21 protein-coding genes are annotated in these 24,594 nt (G+C 43.2%); 13 read left to right on the plus strand and 8 right to left on the minus strand.

The window, feature by feature from the left end; all coding sequences use genetic code 11:
- Positions 1-17: 17 nt before the first annotated feature.
- Together AB4405_RS03570 and AB4405_RS03575 are read left to right on the plus strand one after the other, a co-directional pair.
- A complete protein-coding gene (locus AB4405_RS03570) occupies positions 18-1,322 on the plus strand; it encodes an inosine/guanosine kinase (protein WP_372059669.1) in 1,305 nt (434 codons plus the stop codon).
- Positions 1,323-1,490: 168 nt separating this feature from the next.
- On the plus strand, positions 1,491-3,239 hold the full coding sequence (locus AB4405_RS03575) for a formate--tetrahydrofolate ligase (RefSeq protein WP_372059670.1): 1,749 nt from the start codon (positions 1,491-1,493) through the stop codon (positions 3,237-3,239).
- 70 nt (positions 3,240-3,309) lie between these two features.
- On the opposite strand, the gene AB4405_RS03580 is transcribed toward AB4405_RS03575, so the two are convergent.
- Positions 3,310-3,942, minus strand: coding sequence for an OmpA family protein (locus tag AB4405_RS03580; protein WP_372059671.1), 633 nt, complete (start codon positions 3,940-3,942; stop codon positions 3,310-3,312).
- 182 nt (positions 3,943-4,124) lie between these two features.
- Here AB4405_RS03580 and AB4405_RS03585 point away from each other — a divergent pair, with 182 nt between their 5' ends.
- Positions 4,125-4,748, plus strand: a complete 624-nt coding sequence (locus tag AB4405_RS03585) for a thioredoxin domain-containing protein (protein WP_372059672.1) — start codon at positions 4,125-4,127, stop codon at positions 4,746-4,748.
- A gap of 57 nt (positions 4,749-4,805) precedes the next feature.
- Positions 4,806-5,279, plus strand: coding sequence for an FKBP-type peptidyl-prolyl cis-trans isomerase (locus AB4405_RS03590; protein WP_102468523.1), 474 nt, complete (start codon positions 4,806-4,808; stop codon positions 5,277-5,279).
- Positions 5,280-5,448: 169 nt separating this feature from the next.
- Here the strand turns inward: AB4405_RS03590 and AB4405_RS03595 are convergent, their stop codons facing one another.
- Both AB4405_RS03595 and helD read right to left on the minus strand, forming a co-directional pair.
- Positions 5,449-6,045, minus strand: coding sequence for a beta-phosphoglucomutase family hydrolase (locus AB4405_RS03595; protein ID WP_102468522.1), 597 nt, complete (start codon positions 6,043-6,045; stop codon positions 5,449-5,451).
- A 70-nt stretch (positions 6,046-6,115) separates the two neighbouring features.
- Positions 6,116-8,185 carry a DNA helicase IV gene (helD, locus tag AB4405_RS03600; RefSeq protein ID WP_372059673.1) on the minus strand — a complete coding sequence of 690 codons (2,070 nt, stop codon included), beginning with the start codon at positions 8,183-8,185 and terminating at the stop codon, positions 6,116-6,118.
- Between the two features lie 273 nt (positions 8,186-8,458).
- Between helD and yccS the strand changes: the two genes are divergently transcribed.
- From yccS to AB4405_RS03615, 3 genes are all read left to right on the plus strand, one after another.
- Positions 8,459-10,648: a YccS family putative transporter gene (gene yccS, locus AB4405_RS03605; protein WP_372059674.1), complete on the plus strand. Its 2,190-nt coding sequence runs from the start codon at positions 8,459-8,461 to the stop codon at positions 10,646-10,648.
- A gap of 220 nt (positions 10,649-10,868) precedes the next feature.
- Positions 10,869-11,030, plus strand: a complete 162-nt coding sequence (locus AB4405_RS03610; protein ID WP_198593060.1) for a hypothetical protein — start codon at positions 10,869-10,871, stop codon at positions 11,028-11,030.
- A gap of 186 nt (positions 11,031-11,216) precedes the next feature.
- Positions 11,217-12,476, plus strand: a complete 1,260-nt coding sequence (locus AB4405_RS03615) for a hydroxymethylglutaryl-CoA reductase (protein WP_372059675.1) — start codon at positions 11,217-11,219, stop codon at positions 12,474-12,476.
- Between the two features lie 186 nt (positions 12,477-12,662).
- Here the strand turns inward: AB4405_RS03615 and AB4405_RS03620 are convergent, their stop codons facing one another.
- The 5 genes from AB4405_RS03620 to AB4405_RS03640 form a co-directional block, all read right to left on the minus strand.
- Positions 12,663-15,146, minus strand: coding sequence for a LuxQ periplasmic sensor domain-containing protein (locus AB4405_RS03620; protein WP_372059676.1), 2,484 nt, complete (start codon positions 15,144-15,146; stop codon positions 12,663-12,665).
- A 92-nt stretch (positions 15,147-15,238) separates the two neighbouring features.
- Positions 15,239-16,339, minus strand: a complete 1,101-nt coding sequence (locus AB4405_RS03625; protein ID WP_372059677.1) for an autoinducer 2-binding periplasmic protein LuxP — start codon at positions 16,337-16,339, stop codon at positions 15,239-15,241.
- Between the two features lie 67 nt (positions 16,340-16,406).
- On the minus strand, positions 16,407-16,688 hold the full coding sequence (locus AB4405_RS03630; protein WP_372059678.1) for a GIY-YIG nuclease family protein: 282 nt from the start codon (positions 16,686-16,688) through the stop codon (positions 16,407-16,409).
- A 102-nt stretch (positions 16,689-16,790) separates the two neighbouring features.
- Positions 16,791-17,453, minus strand: a complete 663-nt coding sequence (locus AB4405_RS03635) for a YceH family protein (RefSeq protein WP_372059679.1) — start codon at positions 17,451-17,453, stop codon at positions 16,791-16,793.
- A 43-nt stretch (positions 17,454-17,496) separates the two neighbouring features.
- Positions 17,497-17,730, minus strand: coding sequence for a hypothetical protein (locus AB4405_RS03640; RefSeq protein WP_133148205.1), 234 nt, complete (start codon positions 17,728-17,730; stop codon positions 17,497-17,499).
- Between the two features lie 192 nt (positions 17,731-17,922).
- On the opposite strand from AB4405_RS03640, the gene AB4405_RS03645 reads away from it, so the two are divergent.
- From AB4405_RS03645 to urtD, 6 genes are all read left to right on the plus strand, one after another.
- Positions 17,923-18,240 carry a DUF496 family protein gene (locus AB4405_RS03645; protein ID WP_102468515.1) on the plus strand — a complete coding sequence of 106 codons (318 nt, stop codon included), beginning with the start codon at positions 17,923-17,925 and terminating at the stop codon, positions 18,238-18,240.
- A gap of 354 nt (positions 18,241-18,594) precedes the next feature.
- Positions 18,595-18,840 (plus strand): YgjV family protein, encoded by a 246-nt coding sequence (locus AB4405_RS03650; RefSeq protein WP_102468514.1) that lies wholly within the window; start codon positions 18,595-18,597, stop codon positions 18,838-18,840.
- A 669-nt stretch (positions 18,841-19,509) separates the two neighbouring features.
- Entirely contained in the window at positions 19,510-20,790 is a 1,281-nt protein-coding gene (gene urtA / locus AB4405_RS03655) for an urea ABC transporter substrate-binding protein (RefSeq protein ID WP_372059680.1), read from the plus strand.
- Between the two features lie 204 nt (positions 20,791-20,994).
- The gene (gene urtB / locus AB4405_RS03660; protein WP_372059681.1) at positions 20,995-22,608 is read left to right on the plus strand and encodes an urea ABC transporter permease subunit UrtB; all 1,614 of its coding nucleotides are present in this window, start codon (positions 20,995-20,997) and stop codon (positions 22,606-22,608) included.
- Between the two features lie 9 nt (positions 22,609-22,617).
- Positions 22,618-23,745: an urea ABC transporter permease subunit UrtC gene (gene urtC / locus AB4405_RS03665; RefSeq protein ID WP_372059683.1), complete on the plus strand. Its 1,128-nt coding sequence runs from the start codon at positions 22,618-22,620 to the stop codon at positions 23,743-23,745.
- A complete protein-coding gene (gene urtD / locus AB4405_RS03670) occupies positions 23,742-24,593 on the plus strand; it encodes an urea ABC transporter ATP-binding protein UrtD (protein WP_372059684.1) in 852 nt (283 codons plus the stop codon). Before urtC ends, urtD begins: the two co-directional genes overlap by 4 nt.
- Position 24,594: the final 1 nt, after the last annotated feature.

Here is a 24,594-nt window from a genome sequence, read left to right on the forward strand (position 1 = left end):
ATCCCTTAGCGTTTACTATGAGATTCCCCGGACAACGTAAATCAAAGCATTACTTTCCAACAAGTAAAAAGAACTTGTCAGTTAGCCAAGCCCAAGCGGCACCAAAGTACTTTCGTCCCACCATTATTGGTGTGGGCCAAACGATCGTGGATATCGAAGCTCGCGTCGACGATTCGTTTTTAGAGAAATATGAGTTGAGTAAGGGACACTCACTTGTTCTTGAAGAAAGTAAAGCCGATGCCTTATATCAGGAGCTTGTTGAACAAGGGTTAATTACTCACCAATTCCCTGGCGATACCATCGGTAATACGCTACACAACTATTCGGTTCTCGCAGACAGCAAATCCGTTTTGCTTGGCGTAATGTCGAAGAATATCGAAGTTGGTTCATATGGATATCGTTACCTTTGTCGCACATCATCTAGAATGAATCTTAATCATCTACAAACCGTAGATGGTCCGATTGGTCGCTGCTATACCCTTATCACAGACGATGGTGAACGTACCTTTGCTATTAACGAAGGTGAGATGAATCAGCTACTGCCTGAAAGCATACCAGAGCAGATTTTCGATAAAGCTTCCGCGCTTGTCGTTTCATCTTACCTTATGCGTGGTAAACCAGACGATCCAATGCCTCTAGCCGTCGCACGTGCTGTTGAGTTAGCGAAACAGAAATCAGTGCCTGTTGTCCTGACTCTTGGCACAAAGTGGGTAATCGAAGGCAACGAAAAATTTTGGCAAGACTACATAAAAGATAATGTCACCATTGTGGCGATGAATGAAGAAGAAGGTGAAGCGCTTACTGGTTTCTCCGACCCACTACTTGCCGCTGACAAAGCGTTAGATTGGGTAGATTTGGTATTATGTACCGCCGGTCCACATGGTTTGTACATGGCAGGATATTGTGACAATGTCGCGCTAAGAGACACAACTCACGAACTCATTGAAGGCCCTATCGAGAACTTTAACCAGTTTGAATTTAGCCGAGCAATGCGTAAGTCAGACTGTACCGACCCACAGAAAGTCTATTCGCATATCGGCCCTTACCTTGGTGGTCCGTTAGAGATCAAGAACACCAATGGTGCTGGAGATGGCGCGTTATCGGCGTTATTGCATGACATGACGGCGAATGCCTTTCATCATAACAATGTACCAAAATCAGACAAACACATCGTCCCTTGTTTGACGTACTCCTCATTGTCGCAGGTTTGCAAATACGCGAACCGAGTAAGTTACGAGGTGTTGATGCAGCACTCTCCGAGGCTGACTCGCGCACTGCCTGAGCGAGAAGATAGCTTGGAAGAAGCATACTGGGACCGATAACAAAAAGAGGCTAATTAGCCTCTTTTTTTGTTAAAACAAAAGATTAAAACTTAGCTGCTCAATATTAGTACAGCATTCTAAATTTTTATCTTTACAAAGAATTATTACCCAGTATTATCTCGACGCAAACGTTTCCCTCATTAATTTTGTGGCTTTAAAGGACCGTTAATGCTATCCGACATTGAAATTTGCAGAAATGCTCCACTTTCCCCTATTACCACCATCGCAAAAGATGCAGGCTTGCTTGATCACGAGGTCTTTCCTCAAGGCATGCATAAAGCAAAAGTGTCTTTAAAAGTGATTGAGCGGTTGAAACCAAACCTTGATGGTAAACTGATTGTTGTGACTGCGATTACCCCTACGCCAATCGGTGAAGGGAAAACGGTGACCACTATCGGCTTGGCGCAAGGCTTAAAAAAACTTGGACAGTCTGTATTCTCTTGTATTCGTCAGCCTTCAATGGGGCCGGTATTCGGCGTTAAAGGTGGTGCAGCGGGTGGCGGATACGCACAAGTCGCACCAATGGAAGAACTTAACCTGCACCTTACTGGCGACATACACGCTGTGACTGCGGCACATAATCTTGCTGCGGCAGCCATCGATGCTCGGATTTACCATGAGCAGCGTCAAGGCTACGAACAGTTCGAGTCCAGAACGGGGCTAACTGCGTTAAAAATTGATATCAAGAACGTCGTTTGGAAGCGTGTCATCGATCATAATGATCGCTCACTTCGAATGGTTACGGTCGGAAAAAATGAAGTCAATAAAACCATCAACGGCATCGAGCGCGACGATGGTTTTGACATCTCGGCTGCGTCAGAATTAATGGCAATCTTGGCATTGTCTGAAAACCTAAAAGACCTCCGCGCCCGTATTGGTCGCATTGTTGTCGCTTACAATTTAGATGGCGACCCGGTTACGACTGAAGACCTTCAAGTTGCAGGCGCAATGGCCGTAAGCATGAAAGACGCCGTTGAGCCGACGCTTATGCAAACGTTAGAGGGCGTACCTACGCTTATCCACGCAGGCCCATTCGCGAATATTGCCCATGGCAATTCCTCAATTATCGCGGATAAAATTGCGACCAAGCTGGCAAGTTACACGGTAACGGAAGGTGGGTTTGGTTCAGATATGGGCTTTGAAAAAGCGTGCAATATCAAAGCAGCCGCGACCGACAAAAAGCCGGACTGTGCAGTAATCGTGGCAACGTTACGTGGCTTGAAAGCCAATTCGGGTTTATATGATTTAAAACCTGGAATGCCAATCCCCGACGCTCTATTTGAAAGTGACAACAAAGCCTTACTCGCTGGCTTCGATAATCTAAAATGGCACATTAACAACGTGGCAAAATATGGTGTGCCAGCGGTAGTTGCGATAAACCAATTTCCACAAGATTGCCAACAAGAATTAGACCTACTGACTCATTGGATAAACGAACTTGCTGCAGACTGTCGTGTTTCTGTCAGCCAAGGATTTTCACATGGCGGCGCAGGCACCGTAGAGTTAGCTAAACAAGTGATGTCAGCTTGTGAAACTCACGTCAATTTCAAACCTTTATACTCACCAGAACAAACGATTAAAGAGAAATTGATGGCCGTTTGTGAGGCTGGGTACGGTGCCGCTACGGTTTCGTTGTCATACCAAGCCCAAAAGCAACTTGCCTTATATGAAGCACAAGGATTCAATCGACTGGCCGTCTGTCTTGCTAAAACACCGTTGTCGATCACCACTGATGGCAGTATCAAAGGTGCACCCTCTGGATTTGAAGTCGTGATTAGAGAGCTTAAACTTTGTGCCGGTGCTGGGTTTATTTATGCATTGTGTGGCAACGTAATGACAATGCCAGGCTTACCTGACAAGCCTGCATTTATGGCACTCGACCTTGACGATGAAGGCAATATTATCGGTTTGAGTTAATGGTTGGCTTAAGTTAGGTACAATGAAAAAGCGACGATTAACGTCGCTTTTTTTATCTCATATTGTTTAACTATTTGGCCACGATTAACGTCAACTCTACTCGCCGATTACACGCCTTACCAAACGATGTAGCGTTAGTACAAGCTGGTACGTATTCACCGTAACCACGGGTATATATCATCTGACGAGAGACTTGGTTTTGAATCAGCGTATTCTTCACGGTTTCCGCACGTCTATCGGATAAGATATCGTTCTTGGCTGTTATACCCGTACTGTCCGTATGCCCACCGATAACGACATCTATTCCCTGCTGCTTTGACAAAAAGCTGGCCAGTTGGAACAACCATTGCGCAGAATTGTTCGATACGCTCGCAGAGCCTGAGGTAAAATGGATTTGCTCTTTTAGACGAATCATCACGTAATCGCCTGGAACGAGCTCGTAATCTAACCCGTGATTAACTAAATACGTTTCTAATGAATCCCATGCTTGCGTTCGATACTGACCATCCGGTCCACCCACTCTTGTCGCATTTGTGGAAGGGGTATTCATCACAGGGGCATTCGCCCAGTCGGGATATTTCACATCATGTTCTGAGCGTGGCGCGGTATCAAGCATTCCAGAAAACATGCTGTCAGTAATCGACGACGTACTACTGCAACCTGTCAGTAAACCCGCCATAATTAAATACGCAATTTTTTTCATCGCTCACTCCACATGCTTGTAACCTCATCCGATAATTTATGTATCGGCCCTCAAAACAGAAACTTTAAGGCTCTAGAATAAAATAATCTTCACATACCTGTTTCAGTTTATTACTAATTGCTTGTCTGAACTAATTACTAGCAGTTACACTCAGTGCATTATTATCAAACCGATGTATTCCAATGATTAAATCTCTCACAAAAATACTCACAGTCCTTTCTTTAGCGGCCGTTATTACTGCTTGCGGCGAATCAGATACCCCTGTTGAAGGTAAGCAGTACAGCGTACTTCCTAATGACTTAAGTCAACTCAACCTTCCACAAGTGACAGAAGTTTTTTCGCTAGGCTGTGGCCATTGTCGCAATCTTGAGCCAATGCTACCTGAACTAGAAGAGCTGACTGATTCAAAGTTGGGGAAAATTCACGTCATGTTTAATGACAGTGCTCAGATAGCCGCCATGATTTTTTATAGTGCAGTAATGCAATCAGAAGACCAACGCGTTCCAGAAGATATGAAGTTGGAGTTATTTTCACTTGTACAAAATCAAGATCTCGACGGCCAACAAAAACAAATTGAACTGGATCGAATTTTCGCTTCTCGTACGATGGTAAGCCCTTATGCGTTAGATGAGGCTCAGCAAAAAGAACTATTTGAATATGTTGAGCTCGCCAACAAAGTCTCTACCGAAGCTCAAATTAACGCCGTACCGACATTCATCGTGAATGGTAAATATGAAGTGATGCTTGCAGGTCATGAAGACATCAAGCAAATCGCAGCAACAATTAACTACCTGAAAAACAAATAGTGTTATAACTGACGTTAGACATTACATTTTATTACTGAAATTTATCAAGGAATTACTGTGTCGAAGATACTTATCCCCATTATCGTATTCATCCTCGCGGGTTTTATGATTTACCGTACATGGACAAATAACAAAGCAGGTGAAGTGAACCTCCAGCAAGGGCAAGCTTTTCTGCAAGAAAATGCAATGAAGGAAGGCATACAAACGACTGAAAGTGGCCTTCAATATGAAGTATTGCATAAGGGTGAAGGCACGGTACACCCGTCAGCGAAAGACAAGGTTAAAGTACACTATCATGGCACGTTGATCGATGGCACAGTATTCGACAGTTCGGTCGAACGTGGTACCCCAATCAGCTTTGGTCTTAATCAGGTCATTAAGGGTTGGACTGAAGGGCTTCAACTGATGTCTGAAGGCGATAAATATCGCTTGTTCATTCCAAGTAACCTTGCTTATGGCAAAGGTGGTTCGGGTCCTATCCCGCCGGCATCCGTGCTCATCTTTGATGTCGAGTTGATTCAAATTCAATAAGCAATCAGCAATCAGCAATCAAGCGTGTGAAGGGTGACAAGGCAAGGTTTGCCTTGTGGCCAAAAAAACTAAAGCACTGATTTAAAATAAAAAAAAGCCCATTTCTGGGCTTTTTTTATTTTAAAACTGAACGGCTAACAATGGCACTGTTCACTCAAAACCAATCTACTCAGCTAGCAGGGTGAAATTCAAACCCCTGAGAAGTGACAAGGTAACAATCCATTCCTCCTGCATGCGCCGCTTGCAATCCTAATTGAGTATCCTCAAACACAATACAGTTGTTTGGCTCTGTCGACATGAGTTTGGATGCCAGTAAGAATGTATCTGGATTAGGCTTGTGTTGTTCAACGTCATTGGATGAAACCACATAGTCAAACTCTTCATAAAGGTTCGCATGCCTGAGCAAACGTTCAGCCGTGTCACGCATGCTCCCCGTCCCAATAGCCATCGGTTTAATACCCGCGTACTTTTTCATCACCTTTAAGGTGTGCGCTATGGGGTCGGCACTCGTTGGATTGTCATTAAATGTTTTCATTTTAAATGCGGCAATCTCGGTCGGTATGCCTTCAATGTTTGCGGCCTCTAACATAACGGCGGCAATTTTTGCGCTGGGCATTCCACCCATCGAGTGTATCCAAGCCTGGTCAAATGGCAGATTAAAATGAGCAGTCGTCTTTGACCACGCTTCAAGGTGGCTTGGCATCGTGTCAAGTAACGTGCCGTCCATGTCAAATATGATCGCTTGATAATGGTCTAGATCTAGCACTTTGAGTCCTCTGTATTAGGGTAAATGGTGACATTCTACTCCTATAGTGTTGCAACAATGATGTTGCCACTTATTTTTTTACAATAACTTGATCGTATTCAGCAATTTCTTTGACGAACACAGAAGGTGTAGACTGGTAAGTCACCCACACTTTTTTCTTCGCACGACTCAAGGCAACATAAAACAACCGTCTTTCTTCTGCGTGGGGATACGTATCGGTGGTCGCTGTAAGTGCGTTATCAAGATGGATGAATTTTCGCTTTGCTGGAAACTGCCCTTCATCCACGTTCACTATAATGACATAGTCGGCTTCCTTACCTTTACTACCGTGGCACGTCATGAACTCGAGCGTCAATTGCTTAAACTGATTTTTCCAATCCTTGAGTAACTCTGGGCAATGGTAATGATTACGCCCTAACAAGAGAACCGATGCTGGTACTCGCGCTTTCGAATTTAAATCTTCTAGAATTTTTTCAACTCGATTACCGTTCTCAATCACCACGGACTTTTGTTTGACGTTTTTATGGCTCTTCAGGTCTTTTTCAATCTGATTTGGATTGGTCTGAATAAAACGATTCGCAACATCACCCAACATATTGTTGAATCGATAGGTTGTATCTAGTTGATGCACCGACGCATTAGGAAATCGTTCAGAAAATCCAGTGGTCAGATCCACATCAGCACCGGTAAATTGATAGATAGATTGCCAATCGTCACCCACCGCAAATAAAGTAGCGTTATCTTCACCCTTAGGATTTTGCTCACATAACCCTTGAATTAAAGCCAGACGATCTGGAGAGATATCTTGATATTCGTCCACCATAATAAATTTCCATGGCGACGAGTAGTGCTTACTTTCAATAAACTTAGTCGCATTGGTTATCATTGACGTGAAATCAATTTGATCGTTCTCTTTTAGCATTTTTTGCCAAGCTTGATAACACGACCAGCACAGCATGAGTTCACTGTTAAGACGAGCATAATCTTCGTTTTCGACTATTTGTTCTTGGATCGCCTTTTTCGTTAAACCTGACGAAACAAGCTGATCTAACTGCTGTTCCAACCACGCGATCAGTTTTGGGTTCTCAGATTGGCTACCCAGTTCATCATCACCTTTCAAATACGCAATGGGCCAGCGTGAAAGGTGTTTCTGCCATCGCTTATAGTTTGTCGGTGTCATCCAGTGCTTTTTAAGCCAATCAACACACCATGCATTTTTTTGCGCTTTTTCAGTCGCCAATGGCGTCAGCGTCGTCGGCACTTTGTTAGACTGTTTCAGGATCTTTAGTCCGAGCTGATGAAAAGTAAGGACCGATATATCATCCGCAGTTTGTCCAAGTTTAGACACCAAACGTTGTTTCATTTCATTCGCGGCGTCACGGCCAAACGCAACCAACAATATTTGCTCTGGCTGTGCTAAATGACTCTGTAAGAGATAAGAGACTCTCGCCATTAGAACGCTGGTTTTCCCTGAGCCCGCCCCGGCTAAAACAAGGTTATGGTCATTATTGTGTAAGACGGCTAACTGTTGAGAATGATTGAGTGGCGATGATTCCGATTGTGCAAATAACACTTGCCAGTTTTCACATTCATTCTCCAGCCAGGACTGATTACGGGAGTGTAATGTATGGCTTGTTTCATCTAGCCAAGGCATTAGAGCGTCAATTCGATTAGGCATACGCCGAATGGCTTCACTCAAAGACATGTTCATGTCTAGGAATTGGCGATTCACTTCCAACTTCCATTCTGCAATCGAAGAATGAGGCAGAAATCGCGGTAGCGTTGTAAGGCGCCGGAGTTCATCCTCCCATTTTGGCAGATGCTCGTTAAGCAACTGACATTGCGTCTCATGCCAATGCTGGTAACAAGAAACGGCAAATTTAGCGAACTCTTGTGCTTTTACCCATGACAATCCTTGTACAACCCAACACAGTTGTGACTTGTCGGCTTCATGGCCAAACACGGAGATCGACGACCAAAAAACACCACGCTTTACAGTGAGCTTTCCTGACCACTCGCTAAAAGGTATCCTGACTTCTGCCCGCGCTGAGTGTAACGTAAGGCTATGTTCATCGAGTTCGATGGTTCTGAATTCGTGCTGGGTAAAAATCTCAGCGGTTGGTGACGCGGTTAGATGCATTTCGCTCATCAATCTTTAACAAATAAAACTACCAACAGTCTACTCCATCAGTTACTGATTTCCATCTAAGTTTCTGTTAGAAATGTGAAAAAACGACGATAATTCGTGTTATTCAAACGGGTAAAACACTCGCTTTGTTCCATAATTTATCCGGATAGTATTTGCTCCAAACAACATTAATTGTAACGTGACGCTTATTTCCTCGAGACAGAGATACACCTGTTCAAGTGGTTTCTGCTAGAATGTTGTTTTGATTCAATATAGCTGCAAATCGTGAGCATTTTTCGCCAACTTCGTCTTCAATGGGCTAATAAAACCTTTAACTACAGCATCCTAATACTCATTACGTTATTAGGCGTTGTCATTCCTGCTTGGTATTTAGACCAGCATACTTGGGTGACACCGCTAATTTTAGGTGTTATCGCCGCTGCACTCGCAGAAAGCGACGACAGTTTTGTCGGGCGCTTGAAAGCCATCACGCTGACTTTCATTTGTTTTGCGATTGCCGCTTTTTCAATAGAGATCTTATTTAATACACCTTGGGCGTTCGCACTCGGTCTGTTTTGCTCGACGTTTCTTTTTATCATGCTTGGCGCGTTAGGCGCTCGCTATGCAAGCATCGCCTTTGGTTCATTATTGATTGCGATCTATACCATGCTGGGCGCGCACGAAAGCACCAATTTATGGTTCCAACCTTTATTGTTGCTTGCAGGATCAGCATGGTATTACTTAGTCTCGATGGTTTGGAATATTTTCTGGCCAATGCAACCTGTTCAACAAAGCTTATCGAATGTATTTAAAGATTTATCTTTGTATCTTGATGCCAAGCGAGGTTTGTTCCACCCCACTTTTGATTTAGTACCACAACCTTATCGACTTGATGAGGCCAAATTTAATGCTCGAACCGTAAACGCACTGAACGCCTGCAAAGCGACCTTACTAAACCGCTCTCGAAAAGGTCATGTTGATGGACCAAGTGACCGATTTTTAAAAGTCTACCTAATCGCTCAGGACATTCATGAGCGCGTCAGTTCAAGCCACTCACGCTACCAAGAGTTATCAGCACAATTTGGGCGTACCGACGTATTATTTCGATTCAAGCATGTTTTAGAGACTCAGGCTCACGCATGTCGAGACATAGCGTTAGCAATCAAGTTAGGTAACGAATACGACCACAACGATCGTTCTATAAAAGCACTGGTTGAACTGCAAGACTCCATCGAATACTTAAATGAGCACAAACAACCTGAACATCTCGCATCACTTGCTCAGCTCAATTACCTCCTAAACAATCTAGCAACGGTCGAAAAACTGTTGAGTAATGTCAGCAACCCCGATAGTGGTATCAGTGATGACACAATTCTAGATGACACAAATCCACATACCTTATCGGCAATGTGGGCAAGAATTAAAGGTAACTTCAATACCGAGTCAATCTTGTTTCGCCACGCTGTACGCCTATCTGTTACGCTTACGCTCGGATACGGCATTATCCAAGTATTTGACATTGAACGTGGCTACTGGATCTTGCTCACCACACTATTTGTCTGCCAACCCAACTACAGCGCGACTCGTAAAAAACTATCCGCTCGTGTTGCCGGTACCTTAGTTGGACTGTTTGTTGGTGTCCCCCTATTAACACTCTTCCCTTCACCCGAAAGTCAGTTATTACTGATCGTCCTTTCTGGCGTTATGTTCTTTGCATTTCGCATTAATAATTATGGCTATGCGACAGGCTTTATTACCGTACTAGTGCTACTTTGCTTTAACCAGTTAGGTGAAGGTTATGCCGTCGTTCTCCCGCGGTTAATGGATACTCTCATTGGCTGCGGACTTGCCGTCGCCGCGGTTCATTTTATTTTACCTGATTGGGAGTCTCGCAAGCTGCATAAAGTGATGGCTGACGCCGTGTATTCCAATCGCCATTATCTAATGCAAATCATTGGGCAATATCGTATCGGGAAGAAAGACGACCTTAACTATCGAATTGCAAGGCGCCGAGCACACAACGCCGATGCGCATTTAACCAACGCAATTTCGAATATGCTCGCAGAGCCTGGGCGTTATCAATTGGCGACCGATGAAAGCTTTCGGTTTTTAACACTAAACCATGCGCTACTCAGTTACACTTCAGCACTAGGTGCCCATCGTCAGCGACTAGAAGATGAGTCGATCCACCTCTTGGTGCTAGAAGCGCACAGAACCATTAATGCGCACCTTGAACAGCTAGAGCATCAATTGGCCACGTATTCAGAGGACTGCGAGTTTTCTACCGTTGAGCAATTTGATATTCATCGTCGATTAACTGAATGGCGAGAAGAAGACGAGCGCTCAGCCCGAATGGTCCTTCAGCAACTTCATTTGATCTACCGGATGCTGCCAGAGCTCCACACTCTAGCCAATACATTTTCAACATTAGAAAATTCTGCGCAAAAAGACGAAAGAAATATCAAAATCACTTAATGCTATGATTTTAAATAATTATTTACAATAACCGTCAGAAAACCCTTGTGAGCCTTGGGTTTTCGACCACTTTTTCTCACCTTTCCTTAAAGATACCCTTACATTTCTCGGACAAGTCTTAATCAATCATTCTATAAATTAGATGCTAAATGATTAATACAAAATACAGATGAACGGACCTCATCCAAACTTGCTCAAGACATTAGTAAAAGGTGATAACATGTCCCATCAACAGTTCGAGAAACTTAGAGAACAGCTTAAGTTACTATCTAATCAACAACTTAAGGCGTTAAAAGGCGAAATTTCAAGTCAGTTAGAGCCAACCGCTCAGTCGCTATTAAATGATGACGAGATGCAAGCACTGTCACAATTATTTAAGTAAGTTAATCTTAAGTAGATTTACGCAGAAGTGTTAGGTTGAAAATTGTATACAAGTATTTCCTTTTAGCACTGAAATTACTTTAAAATCAAACTCTCAGCGACATTACTTAATAAAACTGACTGAATTACGCTTGTATCTGTCCGTGACCTAAGTAGAATTCCCCCAAACTGTTCTACTGCGACTGAAATGCCCAAAATTAATCTACACAAACGAGATTATCTCGATAACATTACACAAGACGCTGCTCTTTCCGAGTTACAAGACAAACTCGCACCAAAGACGCACTCCCCCAGCCAACGTGTCAATCGTAGCCCCAACCTGTCTCAACGACATGTGGATTATCGCTGGAAACAACTCGATAATGACGAGGCCAAGCAACAGCTACTCGACCCTCACACCATTAGCCAAATGCACGAGTACAATAAAAACATTGAGTTTTTCATTGGAACGCTAAAGATGCCAATTGGTACCGCTGGACCACTCAGAGTCAACGGTTTGTTCGCGAATGGCGATTATCAGGTACCACTCGCGACGACAGAAGCCGCATTGGTCGCATCGTATAACCGCGGAGCGAACCTCATTACGGCAAGCGGTGGCGCTAGTGCTATGTTACTCAATGAAGGCGTGACTCGAACACCAGGCTTTGCATTTCGATCGCTTATTGAAGCAGGACAGTTTGTTGCATGGGTCGTAACGCAATTTGATGATTTCAAAATACTCGCAGAATCCACTACCTCGCACGGCAAACTGATTGATATTAACGTCAATATCGAAGGTAATCATGTTTACCTGGTCTTTGAATACTTAACTGGCGACGCATCAGGACAGAACATGGTCACAATTGCGACCAATTGTGTGTTTGAATTTATCTTAGCGCATTCACCAATCCAACCTGAATATGCATTCTTGGATGCAAACCTTTCTGGTGACAAAAAAGCGAATTCACAAACGTTAAGAAGTGTACGAGGCAAAAAAGTAACGGCAGAGGTCACAATAGCAGCAGATCTCATTGAAAAGTACCTGCATACAACGCCTAAGAAAATGTCAGAATTTGCACAAATGACCACTGTCGGTGGAGCATTAAGCGGCACCATTGGCATCAATGCCCATTATGCGAATGCGCTTGCTGCACTTTACATTGCGTGTGGTCAAGATGCCGCGTGTGTCGCAGAGTCAGCGATTGGTATGACACGTATGGAACTGACTGCCAATGGTGACCTTTATGCCAGTGTTACGATGCCTAATATCATGGTGGGAACCGTGGGCGGAGGAACAGGTTTGCCGAGTCAGCGCGCATGTTTAGAGCTTCTTGGGCTACATGGTTCAGGAAAATCTCAAGCATTTGCAGAAGTGACAGCGGTACTATGTTTAGCGGGTGAACTTTCTATTGTTGGTGCGTTCTGTGCCGGCCATTTTTCTCAAGCTCACCATAAGCTGGCGCGGTAGACGTACTCTTTTTTGGATATATAACCGAGACTAGCACCAAGCGCCACCTAGTAATCGACGAGCGCCCCTGCCACACACGAATTAAGGGTGAGGTAAAGTAACCTCACCCTTAACAGTACTTTATTCTCTTTGTTATTTTTAAACTAACTACGAACCTATCTACCTGCAGCGTTCCGAATCATTCTTTCATGATTTGTAGTGATATTGTCTAAAATGCTTAAGTGCAAGATTTAATGACTTCTCTTTAATGGGTTTTACAATAACGTAATCAGCGCCTGCTTGTAAAAATGCATCTCTAGTCGTTTCTAGGTTGTCGGCTGTGCACGCGTAAATAGGCGTATCTATTTCGCTATTCTTTTTTATCTCTCGCGTAATCTCAATCCCTGAAATGGATGGCAGTTGGTTATCCATCAATATCAGGTCAAAGGACATACTATTTAACAGTTCGAACGCTTCGTGTCCTTCCCTCGCCCACATCACATTCATCCCATACTTCTCGCAAAATGCTTTAGCGATAAAAGCGTTAGTATGATTATCTTCCACCAACAACATACTAAGCGAACGGTCAAATAAATGATAATCGAGTTCGGGTTCAGCCAACGGCGTTTTGATACTTGATTCAATGACGAATTCAATTGGGATCTCGATTGTGAACCGAGTCCCTCCACCTAACTTACTTTCCAGTAAAACGTCGCCATCGAGTAAGTGCACTAAATGCTTGACAATGGCAAGGCCTAAACCGCTCCCCCCATACTCACGAGTTGAGGTTGCTTCAGATTGAACAAAGGGATCAAAAATCAGAGACATTTGGTCAGCAGAAATTCCAATTCCCGTATCTTCGACAATAATGCGCAGTGTGTCCAACTCATGACCATTGGTTTTACTTAAAATAAATGATGCCTGCACTGAACCTTGATGTGTGAATTTAATCGCATTACTAACCAAGTTAAATAAGATTTGATTCAGTCTCACTTGGTCTGAATTAAGCATCGTATTTACAGGCAATTGATCATCAATAACAAAATCCACGCCTTTACTTTTGCATAATGGTCCATAAATACCATTTAATGCACTCGTAATCTCACTAAACTTAAATATATGCTTCTCTATATTAAAGCTGCCATTTTCTATTTTCGAAAAATCAAGAATATCATTTAAAACCGCAAGTAAGTGCTCTCCACTTTGGCAAAGGACTTTAATTTGTTCTTGATAATTTACATCAGCACTGCCTTGTTTAAGAAGCTGTGAGATCCCTAATATACCGTTTAGAGGCGTGCGTATTTCATGGCTCATCTTAGCTAAGAAATCGGTTCTTGCTTTGGCGGCTGATTCTGCTTCTTTTCTTGCTTTTTTACTTTGTCGCTCAGCATCAATTAAAACCGTAATATCCAGTCCTTGTGCAAGAACAAATGTTTTATTACCTTGGGGCTGAATGGCTGAGAGATTCCAACGAAATACTTTATTTCCGATAGGTACATTGATCCCGGTTAGCGTTGCGCCTAGGTTAGCCTTCTGAACATGGACTTTCATTTGTTCAACAAACTCTGTATAGGGCTTGGTGTCGGCGCCTTCAATTTCATTCGTTAACCCCAGTACTTTCCTACCTGCAGGGTTAATCTGGGTAATGGTTGCCGTATCGGACCAAACGATAATCGGTGATAACGAAAAATTGAATAAGTCCTGGAACAATTTTTTCTGTTCCGACAACCTTTCAAATGTATCGTTCAAGGTCATACCTATATGGTGGAACTCATAGATCGGTGACCCTGAAAAATTAAATAAGTCGCCCTCATTGCTGGAAATTTTTGTGTAAGACATGAGGTTTTCAAGCTCGATGCTCACCTTCCTGTTTAACCACCTTCGCGTCACGAATGATACTGATATAATGATGACTAGCGATAAAGCGATCCCGATCAGATAATTATTTCTTAAAACATTGCCCCTAGCGTTACGCTGAATTGAATATATTTTAAGTGTGTGTTGATTGAGGCCAACCGCCAAATGAGTTTCTGATATTAATAGTGGACCTAAATCCCGTTTACCATTTTTTATCATGGTCAATATTGAATGGTGCGTATAATTATCATCATCTGATATAGTTGAAGCTACAAAATGCTCATCAAACATTAATAATACATCGTCACTATTACTGCCACTCATTAAGCTAGACAATAACCCAGCGTTATCATTTAATACAATGCCCGCCAGTAAATAACCTAAAACTTCTCCTGATTCGCTATGGATAATGGGAGTCCTACGGACCAAAATAAATAACTCCCCCAATTGAGAGTCCACTCGAACCACATTCCAATTACTATGGGCACCTATTTGCTGCAAAACGTCAATAAGGCTATGATCTTCTAAACCGTAAAATAGTGCATTACCATCATCCCAAATGATGTCGGTAAGATGAGTAATAAAACGAAAATCTGGGGAGTGTATCGGCTCCAAATTATCTTCGCGTAAGAAATAATAATCAAGAGACCGAGTATCATAGTTTTCAAAATACTGCTCAACCGTATCGCTCTTGGCATTACTATCTTGTAATATTTTGAGTGACGCTAACCGGTAATCAAAATAGTTGACCATTAAACTGCTTGTCTGACGGGACGTTCGCTGTATTTCTTCTTTGACAAGATCTCGGCTTAAATGCCAGCTTTGCAACAGCATTCCAATAGTAAAAACACCTACCACCCAGACAACTATCCGGGTGATAAGTGTAACCAGCGTTTTACGACTATTAAAATGAGTCAACGGCATCATTATTTATCGGAATAACGAAAGGCTTGTGCTTTCAGCGTTTCAATTTTCTGTTCTGAATCTAAGCTTGTGACCAGCTCGAAATCACCAGAATATACCGTTGGAACCGGTTTGTTTTCCAAATCCCTTTTGATTGCTTCTGCCATTGCTATACCGGTATCGTCATTCATACGCATAACAGTAACATCAAGGTCGCCTTTTCTAATTGCATCTAGCTCGGCGGATCCCCCACCCCAACCGTTTATGATGACATCATGTCGATCCAATTCTTTGATGGCCTCAACCGCACCTAGAGCAATATCTGTCGCACAAGCATAAATAAAATCTATTTCAGGATGCGCCTTCAACATATCTTTTGCCGCTTGGTAACCGCTCAACTTATCTGCTTTTGTATAATAAGACGAAGCGAGTCGATAACGGTTTTCCCTGGACATATCTTCAATAAAGGTTCCACCACGTGCATCACTCACATAACCCTCAGAGAAATATAAAACGGAATATGAGCTGTTTCCCGTCACGGTTTCCTTAAAGTAATCCGCTAGTACGTGACTACCTTTAACGTGATCAAATCCAACGTACATGAAGGGTTGATTATCAGCCCACGCTTTTACTGGGGTGGTTATATTCTGAAGAATTAGCTTTGTGTCTGTCGAATTCTGTACATGTTCGATAAACTTTCGATGACGAGTCGTATCTAACGTGAAGATTAAATACCCCGTTTTATTTTTAATTGCCTCCATTAACGAAACACTTTGTTGTCGGAGGTCAACATTAGGGCGAGTGAAGACTTGATTAATCTCATAATCAATCCCCAGTTCATCCATTCTCGATTCAAAAGCTTTAATATTCCGAATCCAGTAATCCGAAACCTGTTGACCAGGGTAGACAACCGATATCGTAACGGGATCTTTTTGTTTCACCGACAAACGAACTGCCGAAGCTCTCACGCTTTTCGTCAACTCATCGGTTAATTCATTTTGGGTTGGGAACTCATTAAGGTATTCATGATACTCCCAATATCCAGGAAGTGAATTCCCTGCCAGCACAGGCGCTGACAACGAAATGAGCAATGCTTTAGTTAATATTGAAAACGTCTTTTTCATTAGTAATTATCATTTTGGCGTTTTAATTAATTGTATACAACATAACGTATTTCAGCCAGTAAACTCGTTATTCGTTTCGTACAAAAACAGAAGCGTTGACAACCAGATTCTCTTTAGTGGCTTTGGGCAGCTTTTTTATCGCTATTTCTGTCTTTAATGCCTCACTTTTATTCGCGACTTCTTGCGTCCAGACAAGATGCAAAGGGCCTCGACCGCGTAACGATTTGGCCCCTTTCCCTGTTTCGTGTTGTAGAAAACGCCTTGCCATGTTGTTAGTTATGCCACAGTACAGTTTGTTTTCATTCGTTCGAAGCAAATACACCGTCCATGGCGTGGTATCGATGGTCACTATTCTCATTCCTGCTTAAAGTCGATTTATGAGCACCGAGTAAGGCATTTTATATTGTACAACCGATCAATTAGTCAATTAGTCAATTAGTCAATTAGTCAATTAGTCAATTAACGAGTTAACCAGCGCCTTGAGTTCGGCCAACTCAGATTCCAGGGTTTGAACTTTGAATTCAAGAGAGTCAATACGACCGTCGTTTTGGTTACTCGATGTAAATGATTGAGAAGACGCCTGTGACAATGCCTCGATGTCCACCTCACCGCTAAACAGATGTGCGTAGCGAGAATCACGCTTACCAGGTTCACGAGGCAGTTTAACCACTAAAGGGCCTTGTTCTCTGGATGCCATCGCATCGAGCGTGACTTCCACTTCTTTGACATCTGTAAAATTGCATAAACGGTTAGTACGAGTTCGTAATTCACCTGGGGTTTGCGCACCTCTAAGCAGCATACAACATACAATCCCTTTCTCTTGCTTAGACAAACGTAGATCACCAAACTCAGTATTACAAAAGCGATGTTGATACTTCGACACTCTGCTGTTGAATGCACTTTCGTCATTCACTAAGCGACGTGTAATTAATCCCTCTAGGGTATCTTGTACTTCAGCTTCGGATAACGACAAGACAGGCTCGCGGTTACTTTTTTGATTACAGGCAGACGTAAGACTGTTCAAAGTTAATGGGTAATGATCTGGTGTTGTTACCTCCTTTTCAATTAAACAGCCGATAACTCTTGCTTCAAGGGGGGAAAGTTCAATGCTCATATTTATCCTTCTTGCTCTCGTCTTTTTGTTTAAATGCGTGCGTTTAATGCTCTATCAAAAATGGCATTTTAATAAATCGACCATGTTGATCTACCATCACCACTCGAGAACGATTCAATTCAACTTCGGTACGCTCTTGCTTAAGACGCTCACGGACGTAAGCCTCTTTCAGTTTAGGCGAGATATCATGATCAGGAGAAGCCATGTCAGCGAGCATATCACTACTTACCTTTATCTCACTCGCGTACTTGGGCGGTCGATTTGAATTGGACAACATTATTTGGCACACACTATAAACTTCAATACCCCCAAATATAGCGCTAACCGCCCTCTCAACTCAATCGGTTATTCTTCTAAGTGTCTAGATTATAAGCAACAATGCGACAGCATTGATCTAAGGACTGTTCTACAGGCAATTGTTGTGTTTTAATCAAGTTAGATTTTGACGAATAATTTAGGAAAGGATTTTATGAGTAGTGTATTCGAAATCGTGTCTCAAGCACGTCGTAAGAACAAACTAAAACGTGAACTACTAGACAACGAAAAAAAGGTTCGTGATAACCGCAAACGTGTCGATCTTCTTGAAAACCTTCTGGACTACGTCAAGCCAGACATGACACAAGATGAAATCTTGGCGATTATCAAAAACATGAAAGCAGATTATGAAGACCGCGTTGATGATCATATCATCAAGAGTGCTGAAATTTCTAAAGCCCGTCGCGATATCAGCCGTCGCATTCGTGAGCTGACAGAAGAAGACAAGCAACAAGTGCAAGGCAAGAAGTAATACTGCCGATTCATTTGGTTGTTATCAACGCTCGCTATCTCAGCGAGCGTTTTAATTTGATTCTCTCCCCTTAAACCTTACTGTTCCACACGAATAAGCACCAGCATGCACAAGTACTCTCCACGCAAGAAATCCTTCAACAGATCTTGTCATTAACACACCGTTAATTCGAAAAAACGTTTGCGTAATCGCTAACCCTCTCCAATAGACAACCTTTGGGTTTCCTCGACACATTGGGCTTGTTATATTAATTCCATCAACCCAACGAACCATTCGGGGCACGGAGCTTCCTCGTTAATCTCATGATGAGAAGAACTGGTACCAGTTAAACTGGCAAGATTTAGAGGAAAACAAATGGACGTTAATACAGTGGAAATTCTTGGCTATGCCGCTTCAATCATGGTGGCTATTTCACTAACAATGAAAGACATCGTAAAATTAAGAGTACTGAATTTTATCGGCTGCGCACTGTTTACTGCCTATGGACTGGCAATCGACTCTATGCCAGTAGTGGTCACTAATGGATTTATTGCTTGTGTGAACGTATATTTTCTAGCGAAGATGCTAAAAGAAAAGAAGTCAGTTAAGTCAATGGCTTAACTTAAATTCAAGCCCATAGATAGTTATTTTTCATGGGCTTGAATTTAATATATACACTCTTCAATAGGCGCAACTATATCCCTAGTAAACGGCTATACCAAGTGACTTCTCCATAAGAGATGAGATCAAAAATGGTCAAAAAAACTGCGGTTATTAACGCCAATTTTATTAGTTTGTATACAATAAACATACTTGCTCCCTTTCATTTGAACACGAGTTTATCTATCCCGCTTAATACGCGCAAGATGTAAAGTGTTTCTGACCTCCCCCCAACTCTTCTCTCACGATCCTGCGAGCTACTCATCGCGATATTTTCTGTCCACAATACGCTAACGCCTGCAACTTAAGCGCATTCAACGGCTTACTACTAAAACTCCTATCAGCTGCCGTACCCATTCATCATCCACACACTTAACCACTGAGAAAAACATCTCATGTACGCTGAGTTTTCGTTACCGATCAAATTATCAACATGTATTCACCATTTTGGTGAGTGACTTGCACGCATGAACCAAAATGCGGCGCACTTCATTTTTTATCTCGCACCTACAATAACAATTAGAAAAAATTAAACATTTAAAATCAATGCGTTAAGCTTTTATTTTCTCCAGTGTCGATTTTGGCAACAATCTTGCTCCAAGAATAGTTATTCATTACAAGGAGATAAAAATGAAGACTACCAAAAAGCTCACACTGGCCACTCTTGGCGCTATTGCCGCATTGTCCGCTTCCGCCTACGCAGAAGAAACGATCAAAGTTGGCGTATTGCATTCTTTGTCGGGAACAATGGCGATCAGTGAAACCACACTAAAAGACACAGTGTTGATGCTGGTCGAAGAACAAAACAAAAAAGGCGGTTTGCTTGGTAAAAAACTAGAGGCGGTTGTCGTCGACCCTGCGTCAAACTGGCCACTATTTGCAGAAAAAGCACGTGAACTGATCGAAAAGGAAAAAGTCGATGTTGTGTTTGGTGGGTGGACGTCGGTCTCGCGTAAATCCATGCTTCCTGTCTTCGAAGAACTCAACAGTATCTTGTTTTATCCCGTGCAATATGAAGGTGAAGAATCTTCTAAAAATGTCTTTTATACAGGCGCGGCGCCTAACCAACAAGCGATCCCTGCCGTTGATTACCTAATGAATGACTTAGAGATTGAACGTTGGGTGTTAGCTGGGACAGACTACGTTTACCCACGTACCACCAATAAAATTCTCGAGGCTTATCTCAAGAATAAAGGTGTTAGCGACAGTGACATCATGATCAACTACACGCCATTCGGTCACTCTGATTGGCAATCTATTGTTTCAGATATCAAGAAATTTGGTTCCGAGGGTAAAGCAACCGCTGTCGTCTCTACGGTCAATGGTGATGCCAACGTCCCCTTCTATAAAGAACTTGGCGCACAAGGCGTATCATCTGAAGACATTCCAGTCATCGCGTTCTCTGTCGGCGAAGAAGAATTATCTGGCATGGACACCTCTTCACTCGTTGGTCACCTTGCGGCATGGAACTATTTCATGAGCGTTGATACCGATGAAAACAGTGAATTCATCGAGACATGGCAAAAATTCATCAAAGACGATAAACGTGTGACCAACGATCCAATGGAGGCACACTACATCGGTTTCAATATGTGGGTTCAAGCGGTCACCAATGCCGGCACCACCGATGCAGAGACTGTGCAAGACGCTTTGATTGGTGTTGCCGTTCCGAACTTAAGCGGTGGTTACTCAACTATGCTGCCTAACCATCACATCACCAAACCAGTGCTGATTGGTGAAATTCAAGACGATGGTCAATTTGATACTGTTTGGGAAACAACAGGACTTATTGCTGGAGATGCTTGGTCTGACTTTCTTCCGGGCTCAAAGGATCTGTTCTCAAGTTGGAGCAAGCCTTTTTCATGTGGCAGCTTTAATGTCAAAACAGCGAAATGTTCTGGTTCTAACTAACCAAGCCTGATCTATCGCCAGAAATCTTCTTAACCGGGATGTCATGTAAATATTGAGGTCATCACTCGTATTTAAATCGTCACCCATGGTGAGTAGATATTGTTGCTCGGTGTTTTTGCAACACATTAACGCCGAGCATCGCTGACTTTTGGATACGTTTTTCGAAAAGTCAGATCATAACTATAAAACACAGGACGTCAGAATATGAAAGCATTGAGAATACCCATTACTTTCTCTCTCTTTTTCACATTACTTTTTTCTTCGCTTGTCCATGCAGAAACCGTCACATCTTATGAACAAATCGCCCCAACACTTATGGGTAAGAGCACAAAAAACAAGCAACTTGCCATTAACTGGCTCACAGAACAACCTGAGAAATCGCAGAATCAACGCCTATTGAATGGTTGGTTGAACGGTGATCTTTATTTTCACCCAGAAACGAATCAGCTTTACGTTATTGATAATCTTGCTGTCAACCAACAAGCTGAAACCGTATATTCTCAATCCACTCTCGTCATCACAAATACTCGTGACTTCAAAAAAGTACGAGTCAACAATAAGCTACGTAAGGAAATTCGGTCAGAGCTCGCCAAAATGGGACTCTTCGCTGAAGACAGCACCACTCGCTTGAATGCTGTCCTTTCTCTGGTTGGCAATACCGAACCCGCCCTCAATGCCGACATAGCACTCGCACTTGCGACAGAAAAGGATTCGGCAGTTATCAACGCGATGACCCTTGCGACGGCTGCTTTTGGTGCATTATCTGACAATAAGTCGATACAACTTGCATCAATCGTCACACTATCAAGTTACAAAAACTCGATTGTATTCAGCCGACTGACTGACGTGATGAATAAATCAACTGATGCAGAGGTTCTTGCTGCTGCACAAAAAGGTTTGGACCAGTACCAACAAAGTCAACGCTTGTACTCCGGAGTGGAAACCGCATTCTTCGGCCTTAGCATGGGGTCCATCTTAGTACTTGCGGCCATTGGACTTGCGATCACCTTCGGCGTAATGGGCGTGATAAACATGGCTCATGGTGAACTAATCATGATCGGTGCTTATACCACTTACGTCATGCAACTCTTAATGCCAAACCACCTCGGGCTGTCACTTATCTTGTCCGTCCCTATGGCGTTTCTTGTTTCCGGTGCCGTTGGGATAGCCATCGAACGGGGTGTAATCCGTCATTTATATGGTCGCCCCCTTGAAACATTACTGGCAACCTTTGGTTTGAGCCTTATTTTACAACAAGCCGTTCGCTCCATTTTCTCGCCACTAAATCGCTCCGTTAGTACCCCTGACTTCATGTCAGGTGCATTACAAATTAACCCTATGTTGTCGATCACTTACAACCGTTTGTACATTGTGCTTTTTTGTTTTGCCGTCTTCATGGCATTACTTACGCTACTCAAGCGAACGCCTCTCGGGTTGCAAGTTAGAGCGGTCTCACAAAACCGTTCAATGGCAAAGGCAATGGGTATCAGGTCAGAGCGTGTGGATGCATTGACCTTTGGGCTAGGTTCTGGCGTTGCGGGTGTCGCTGGTGTTGCATTGTCCCAACTGACTAACGTTGGTCCAAACATGGGTCAGGCATACATTATTGATTCATTTATGGTTGTCGTGTTTGGCGGCGTCGGGAACTTATGGGGAACGCTTGTTGCGGGGCTGGGGCTTGGCATATTTAACAAGATTCTTGAGCCATGGGCTGGCGCAGTACTCGCAAAAATTTTGGTGCTTGTCTTTATTATCTTATTCATCCAAAAACGTCCACGAGGCTTATTCCCTCAACGCGGCCGCGCAGCAGAGAGTTAAGGAACAACGATGCTAATGTCTATTTTAAAAAATGACCGCGGTGGCCAGTTTACCATCGCGATACTATTTGCTATGGCGGTATTCATACCCATGGCTAACTTGTTGCTGCCAACAGGACATCCTCTCCATATCGAGACGTTCACGATTTCCTTATTAGGTAAGTATCTCAGCTATGCCATGTTGGCACTTGCTGTGGATTTAGTGTGGGGATATTTAGGTATTTTGAGTCTTGGTCACGGCGCATTCTTCGCGCTTGGTGGCTATGCCATGGGTATGTACCTCATGCGCCAAATCGGTGACAGAGGCGTCTATGGCAATGCAGAGCTACCTGATTTTATGGTCTTCCTAAACTGGAGCGAAGTGCCTTGGTTCTGGCAAGGTTTCGACCAATTCTGGTTTGCGTGCCTTATGGTCGTGCTTGTTCCTGGCATATTGGCGTGGGTTTTTGGTTATTTAACGTTTCGCTCTAGAGTGTCCGGTGTGTACTTATCCATCATGACGCAAGCGTTGACGTTTGCACTTATGCTAGCGTTTTTTAGAAATGAAATGGGATTTGGGGGAAATAACGGTCTTACCGACTTCAAAGACATCATCGGTTACAGTTTGCAAGCCGACGGAACCAAAATCGCCCTCTTTGTTTGCACCGCCATCGCGTTGATTCTTTCATACCTCGTCTGCCGTATGGTGATCAATAGTCGCTTAGGGCGAGTGTCACTCGCGATTCGTGATGCCGAGTCACGCACACGCTTCATGGGCTACGATGTCGACAACATGAAGTTATGGATTTTCATCCTTTCTGCCGTGATAGCTGGTGTCGCGGGTGCGTTATATGTTCCGCAAGTTGGCATCATCAATCCAGGTGAATTTTCGCCTCTTAATTCTATCGAAATTGTTGTTTGGGTGGCACTTGGAGGTCGAGCCACGCTATTTGGTGCCATCGTTGGTGCCTTACTGGTTAACTATGCAAAAAGCTGGTTCACCGTTGAATTTCCAGAAATCTGGCTGTTCGCACTCGGCGGACTATTTGTGTTGTCTACGATGTACCTACCAAAAGGCGTCATGGGTTTTGTGGCCGATCAGGGTTCAAAATTAAGACGTGCTTCGCCTCATCCCAAAACTAAGGAGGCGACACAATGAACGCCCTGAGCCGCTTAAGTGAAACAACTCAAGTTTTAAAGTCTTTTACCAAACGAGATGAAGTCTTTGATTTCATCAAGCCTCAACATCATCCATTGATCGATACCTCACACAACATCTTGTTGTATTTAGAAGGGGTCAATAAATCCTTTGATGGGTTTAAAGCCATTAATGACCTTAATTTATACATCAAGGAAGGCGAACTTCGTTGCATTATCGGTCCAAACGGTGCAGGAAAAACCACCATGATGGATATTATTACAGGCAAAACAACACCCGATACAGGTTCAGTTTGGCTTGGTTCGAATATTAATCTTTTGGATATGAATGAAGCGGAGATTGCCAATGCTGGGGTCGGCAGAAAGTTTCAAAAGCCAACGGTCATTGAATGTTTAACTGTATGGCAAAACCTTGAGCTCGCGATGGCTGGCCAACGCTCAGTTTGGGCAACATTCCGTGCAACATTATCTGGTGAGCAACGCGATAAGTTACGTTCAGTGCTAGAGCTGATCCACCTTCAATCTGCCGAGACTAATCTCGCCGGTAACCTTTCTCATGGCCAAAAACAATGGCTTGAGATTGGCATGTTACTCATGCAAAACCCAAAACTATTGCTCGTCGACGAGCCTGTTGCAGGCATGACACACCAAGAAATGGACAGAACGTCAGAGCTCCTTAATTCTCTAGCTGGGAAGCACTCAGTCGTTGTCGTCGAACATGACATGGATTTTGTACGCTCCATTGCAAGCCATGTCACCGTGCTCCATCAAGGACATGTTCTAGCGGAAGGCACAATGGATCAGGTGCAAAACCACGCGCAAGTCAAACAAGTATATTTAGGAGAATAGC

The sequence above is a fragment of the Vibrio sp. 10N.261.51.F12 genome, from assembly GCF_041471725.1.
Classification (GTDB): domain Bacteria; phylum Pseudomonadota; class Gammaproteobacteria; order Enterobacterales; family Vibrionaceae; genus Vibrio.

Bases quoted from the DNA above. Each gene is read 5' to 3' on its own strand.
- AB4405_RS03625 (WP_372059677.1), bottom strand. From the start codon at position 16,339: ATGAAAAAGACGTTTTCAATATTAACTAAAGCATTGCTCATTTCGTTG.
- urtA (WP_372059680.1), top strand. From the start codon at position 19,510: ATGAAGACTACCAAAAAGCTCACACTGGCCACTCTTGGCGCTATTGCC.
- AB4405_RS03635 (WP_372059679.1), bottom strand. From the start codon at position 17,453: ATGAGCATTGAACTTTCCCCCCTTGAAGCAAGAGTTATCGGCTGTTTA.
- urtB (WP_372059681.1), top strand. From the start codon at position 20,995: ATGAAAGCATTGAGAATACCCATTACTTTCTCTCTCTTTTTCACATTA.
- AB4405_RS03615 (WP_372059675.1), top strand. From the start codon at position 11,217: ATGCCCAAAATTAATCTACACAAACGAGATTATCTCGATAACATTACA.
- urtD (WP_372059684.1), top strand. From the start codon at position 23,742: ATGAACGCCCTGAGCCGCTTAAGTGAAACAACTCAAGTTTTAAAGTCT.
- urtC (WP_372059683.1), top strand. From the start codon at position 22,618: ATGCTAATGTCTATTTTAAAAAATGACCGCGGTGGCCAGTTTACCATC.
- AB4405_RS03650 (WP_102468514.1), top strand. From the start codon at position 18,595: ATGGACGTTAATACAGTGGAAATTCTTGGCTATGCCGCTTCAATCATG.
- AB4405_RS03610 (WP_198593060.1), top strand. From the start codon at position 10,869: ATGTCCCATCAACAGTTCGAGAAACTTAGAGAACAGCTTAAGTTACTA.
- AB4405_RS03645 (WP_102468515.1), top strand. From the start codon at position 17,923: ATGAGTAGTGTATTCGAAATCGTGTCTCAAGCACGTCGTAAGAACAAA.
- AB4405_RS03620 (WP_372059676.1), bottom strand. From the start codon at position 15,146: ATGCTGTTGCAAAGCTGGCATTTAAGCCGAGATCTTGTCAAAGAAGAA.
- AB4405_RS03585 (WP_372059672.1), top strand. From the start codon at position 4,125: ATGATTAAATCTCTCACAAAAATACTCACAGTCCTTTCTTTAGCGGCC.
- AB4405_RS03640 (WP_133148205.1), bottom strand. From the start codon at position 17,730: ATGTTGTCCAATTCAAATCGACCGCCCAAGTACGCGAGTGAGATAAAG.
- AB4405_RS03575 (WP_372059670.1), top strand. From the start codon at position 1,491: ATGCTATCCGACATTGAAATTTGCAGAAATGCTCCACTTTCCCCTATT.
- AB4405_RS03570 (WP_372059669.1), top strand. From the start codon at position 18: ATGAGATTCCCCGGACAACGTAAATCAAAGCATTACTTTCCAACAAGT.
- helD (WP_372059673.1), bottom strand. From the start codon at position 8,185: ATGCATCTAACCGCGTCACCAACCGCTGAGATTTTTACCCAGCACGAA.
- AB4405_RS03580 (WP_372059671.1), bottom strand. From the start codon at position 3,942: ATGAAAAAAATTGCGTATTTAATTATGGCGGGTTTACTGACAGGTTGC.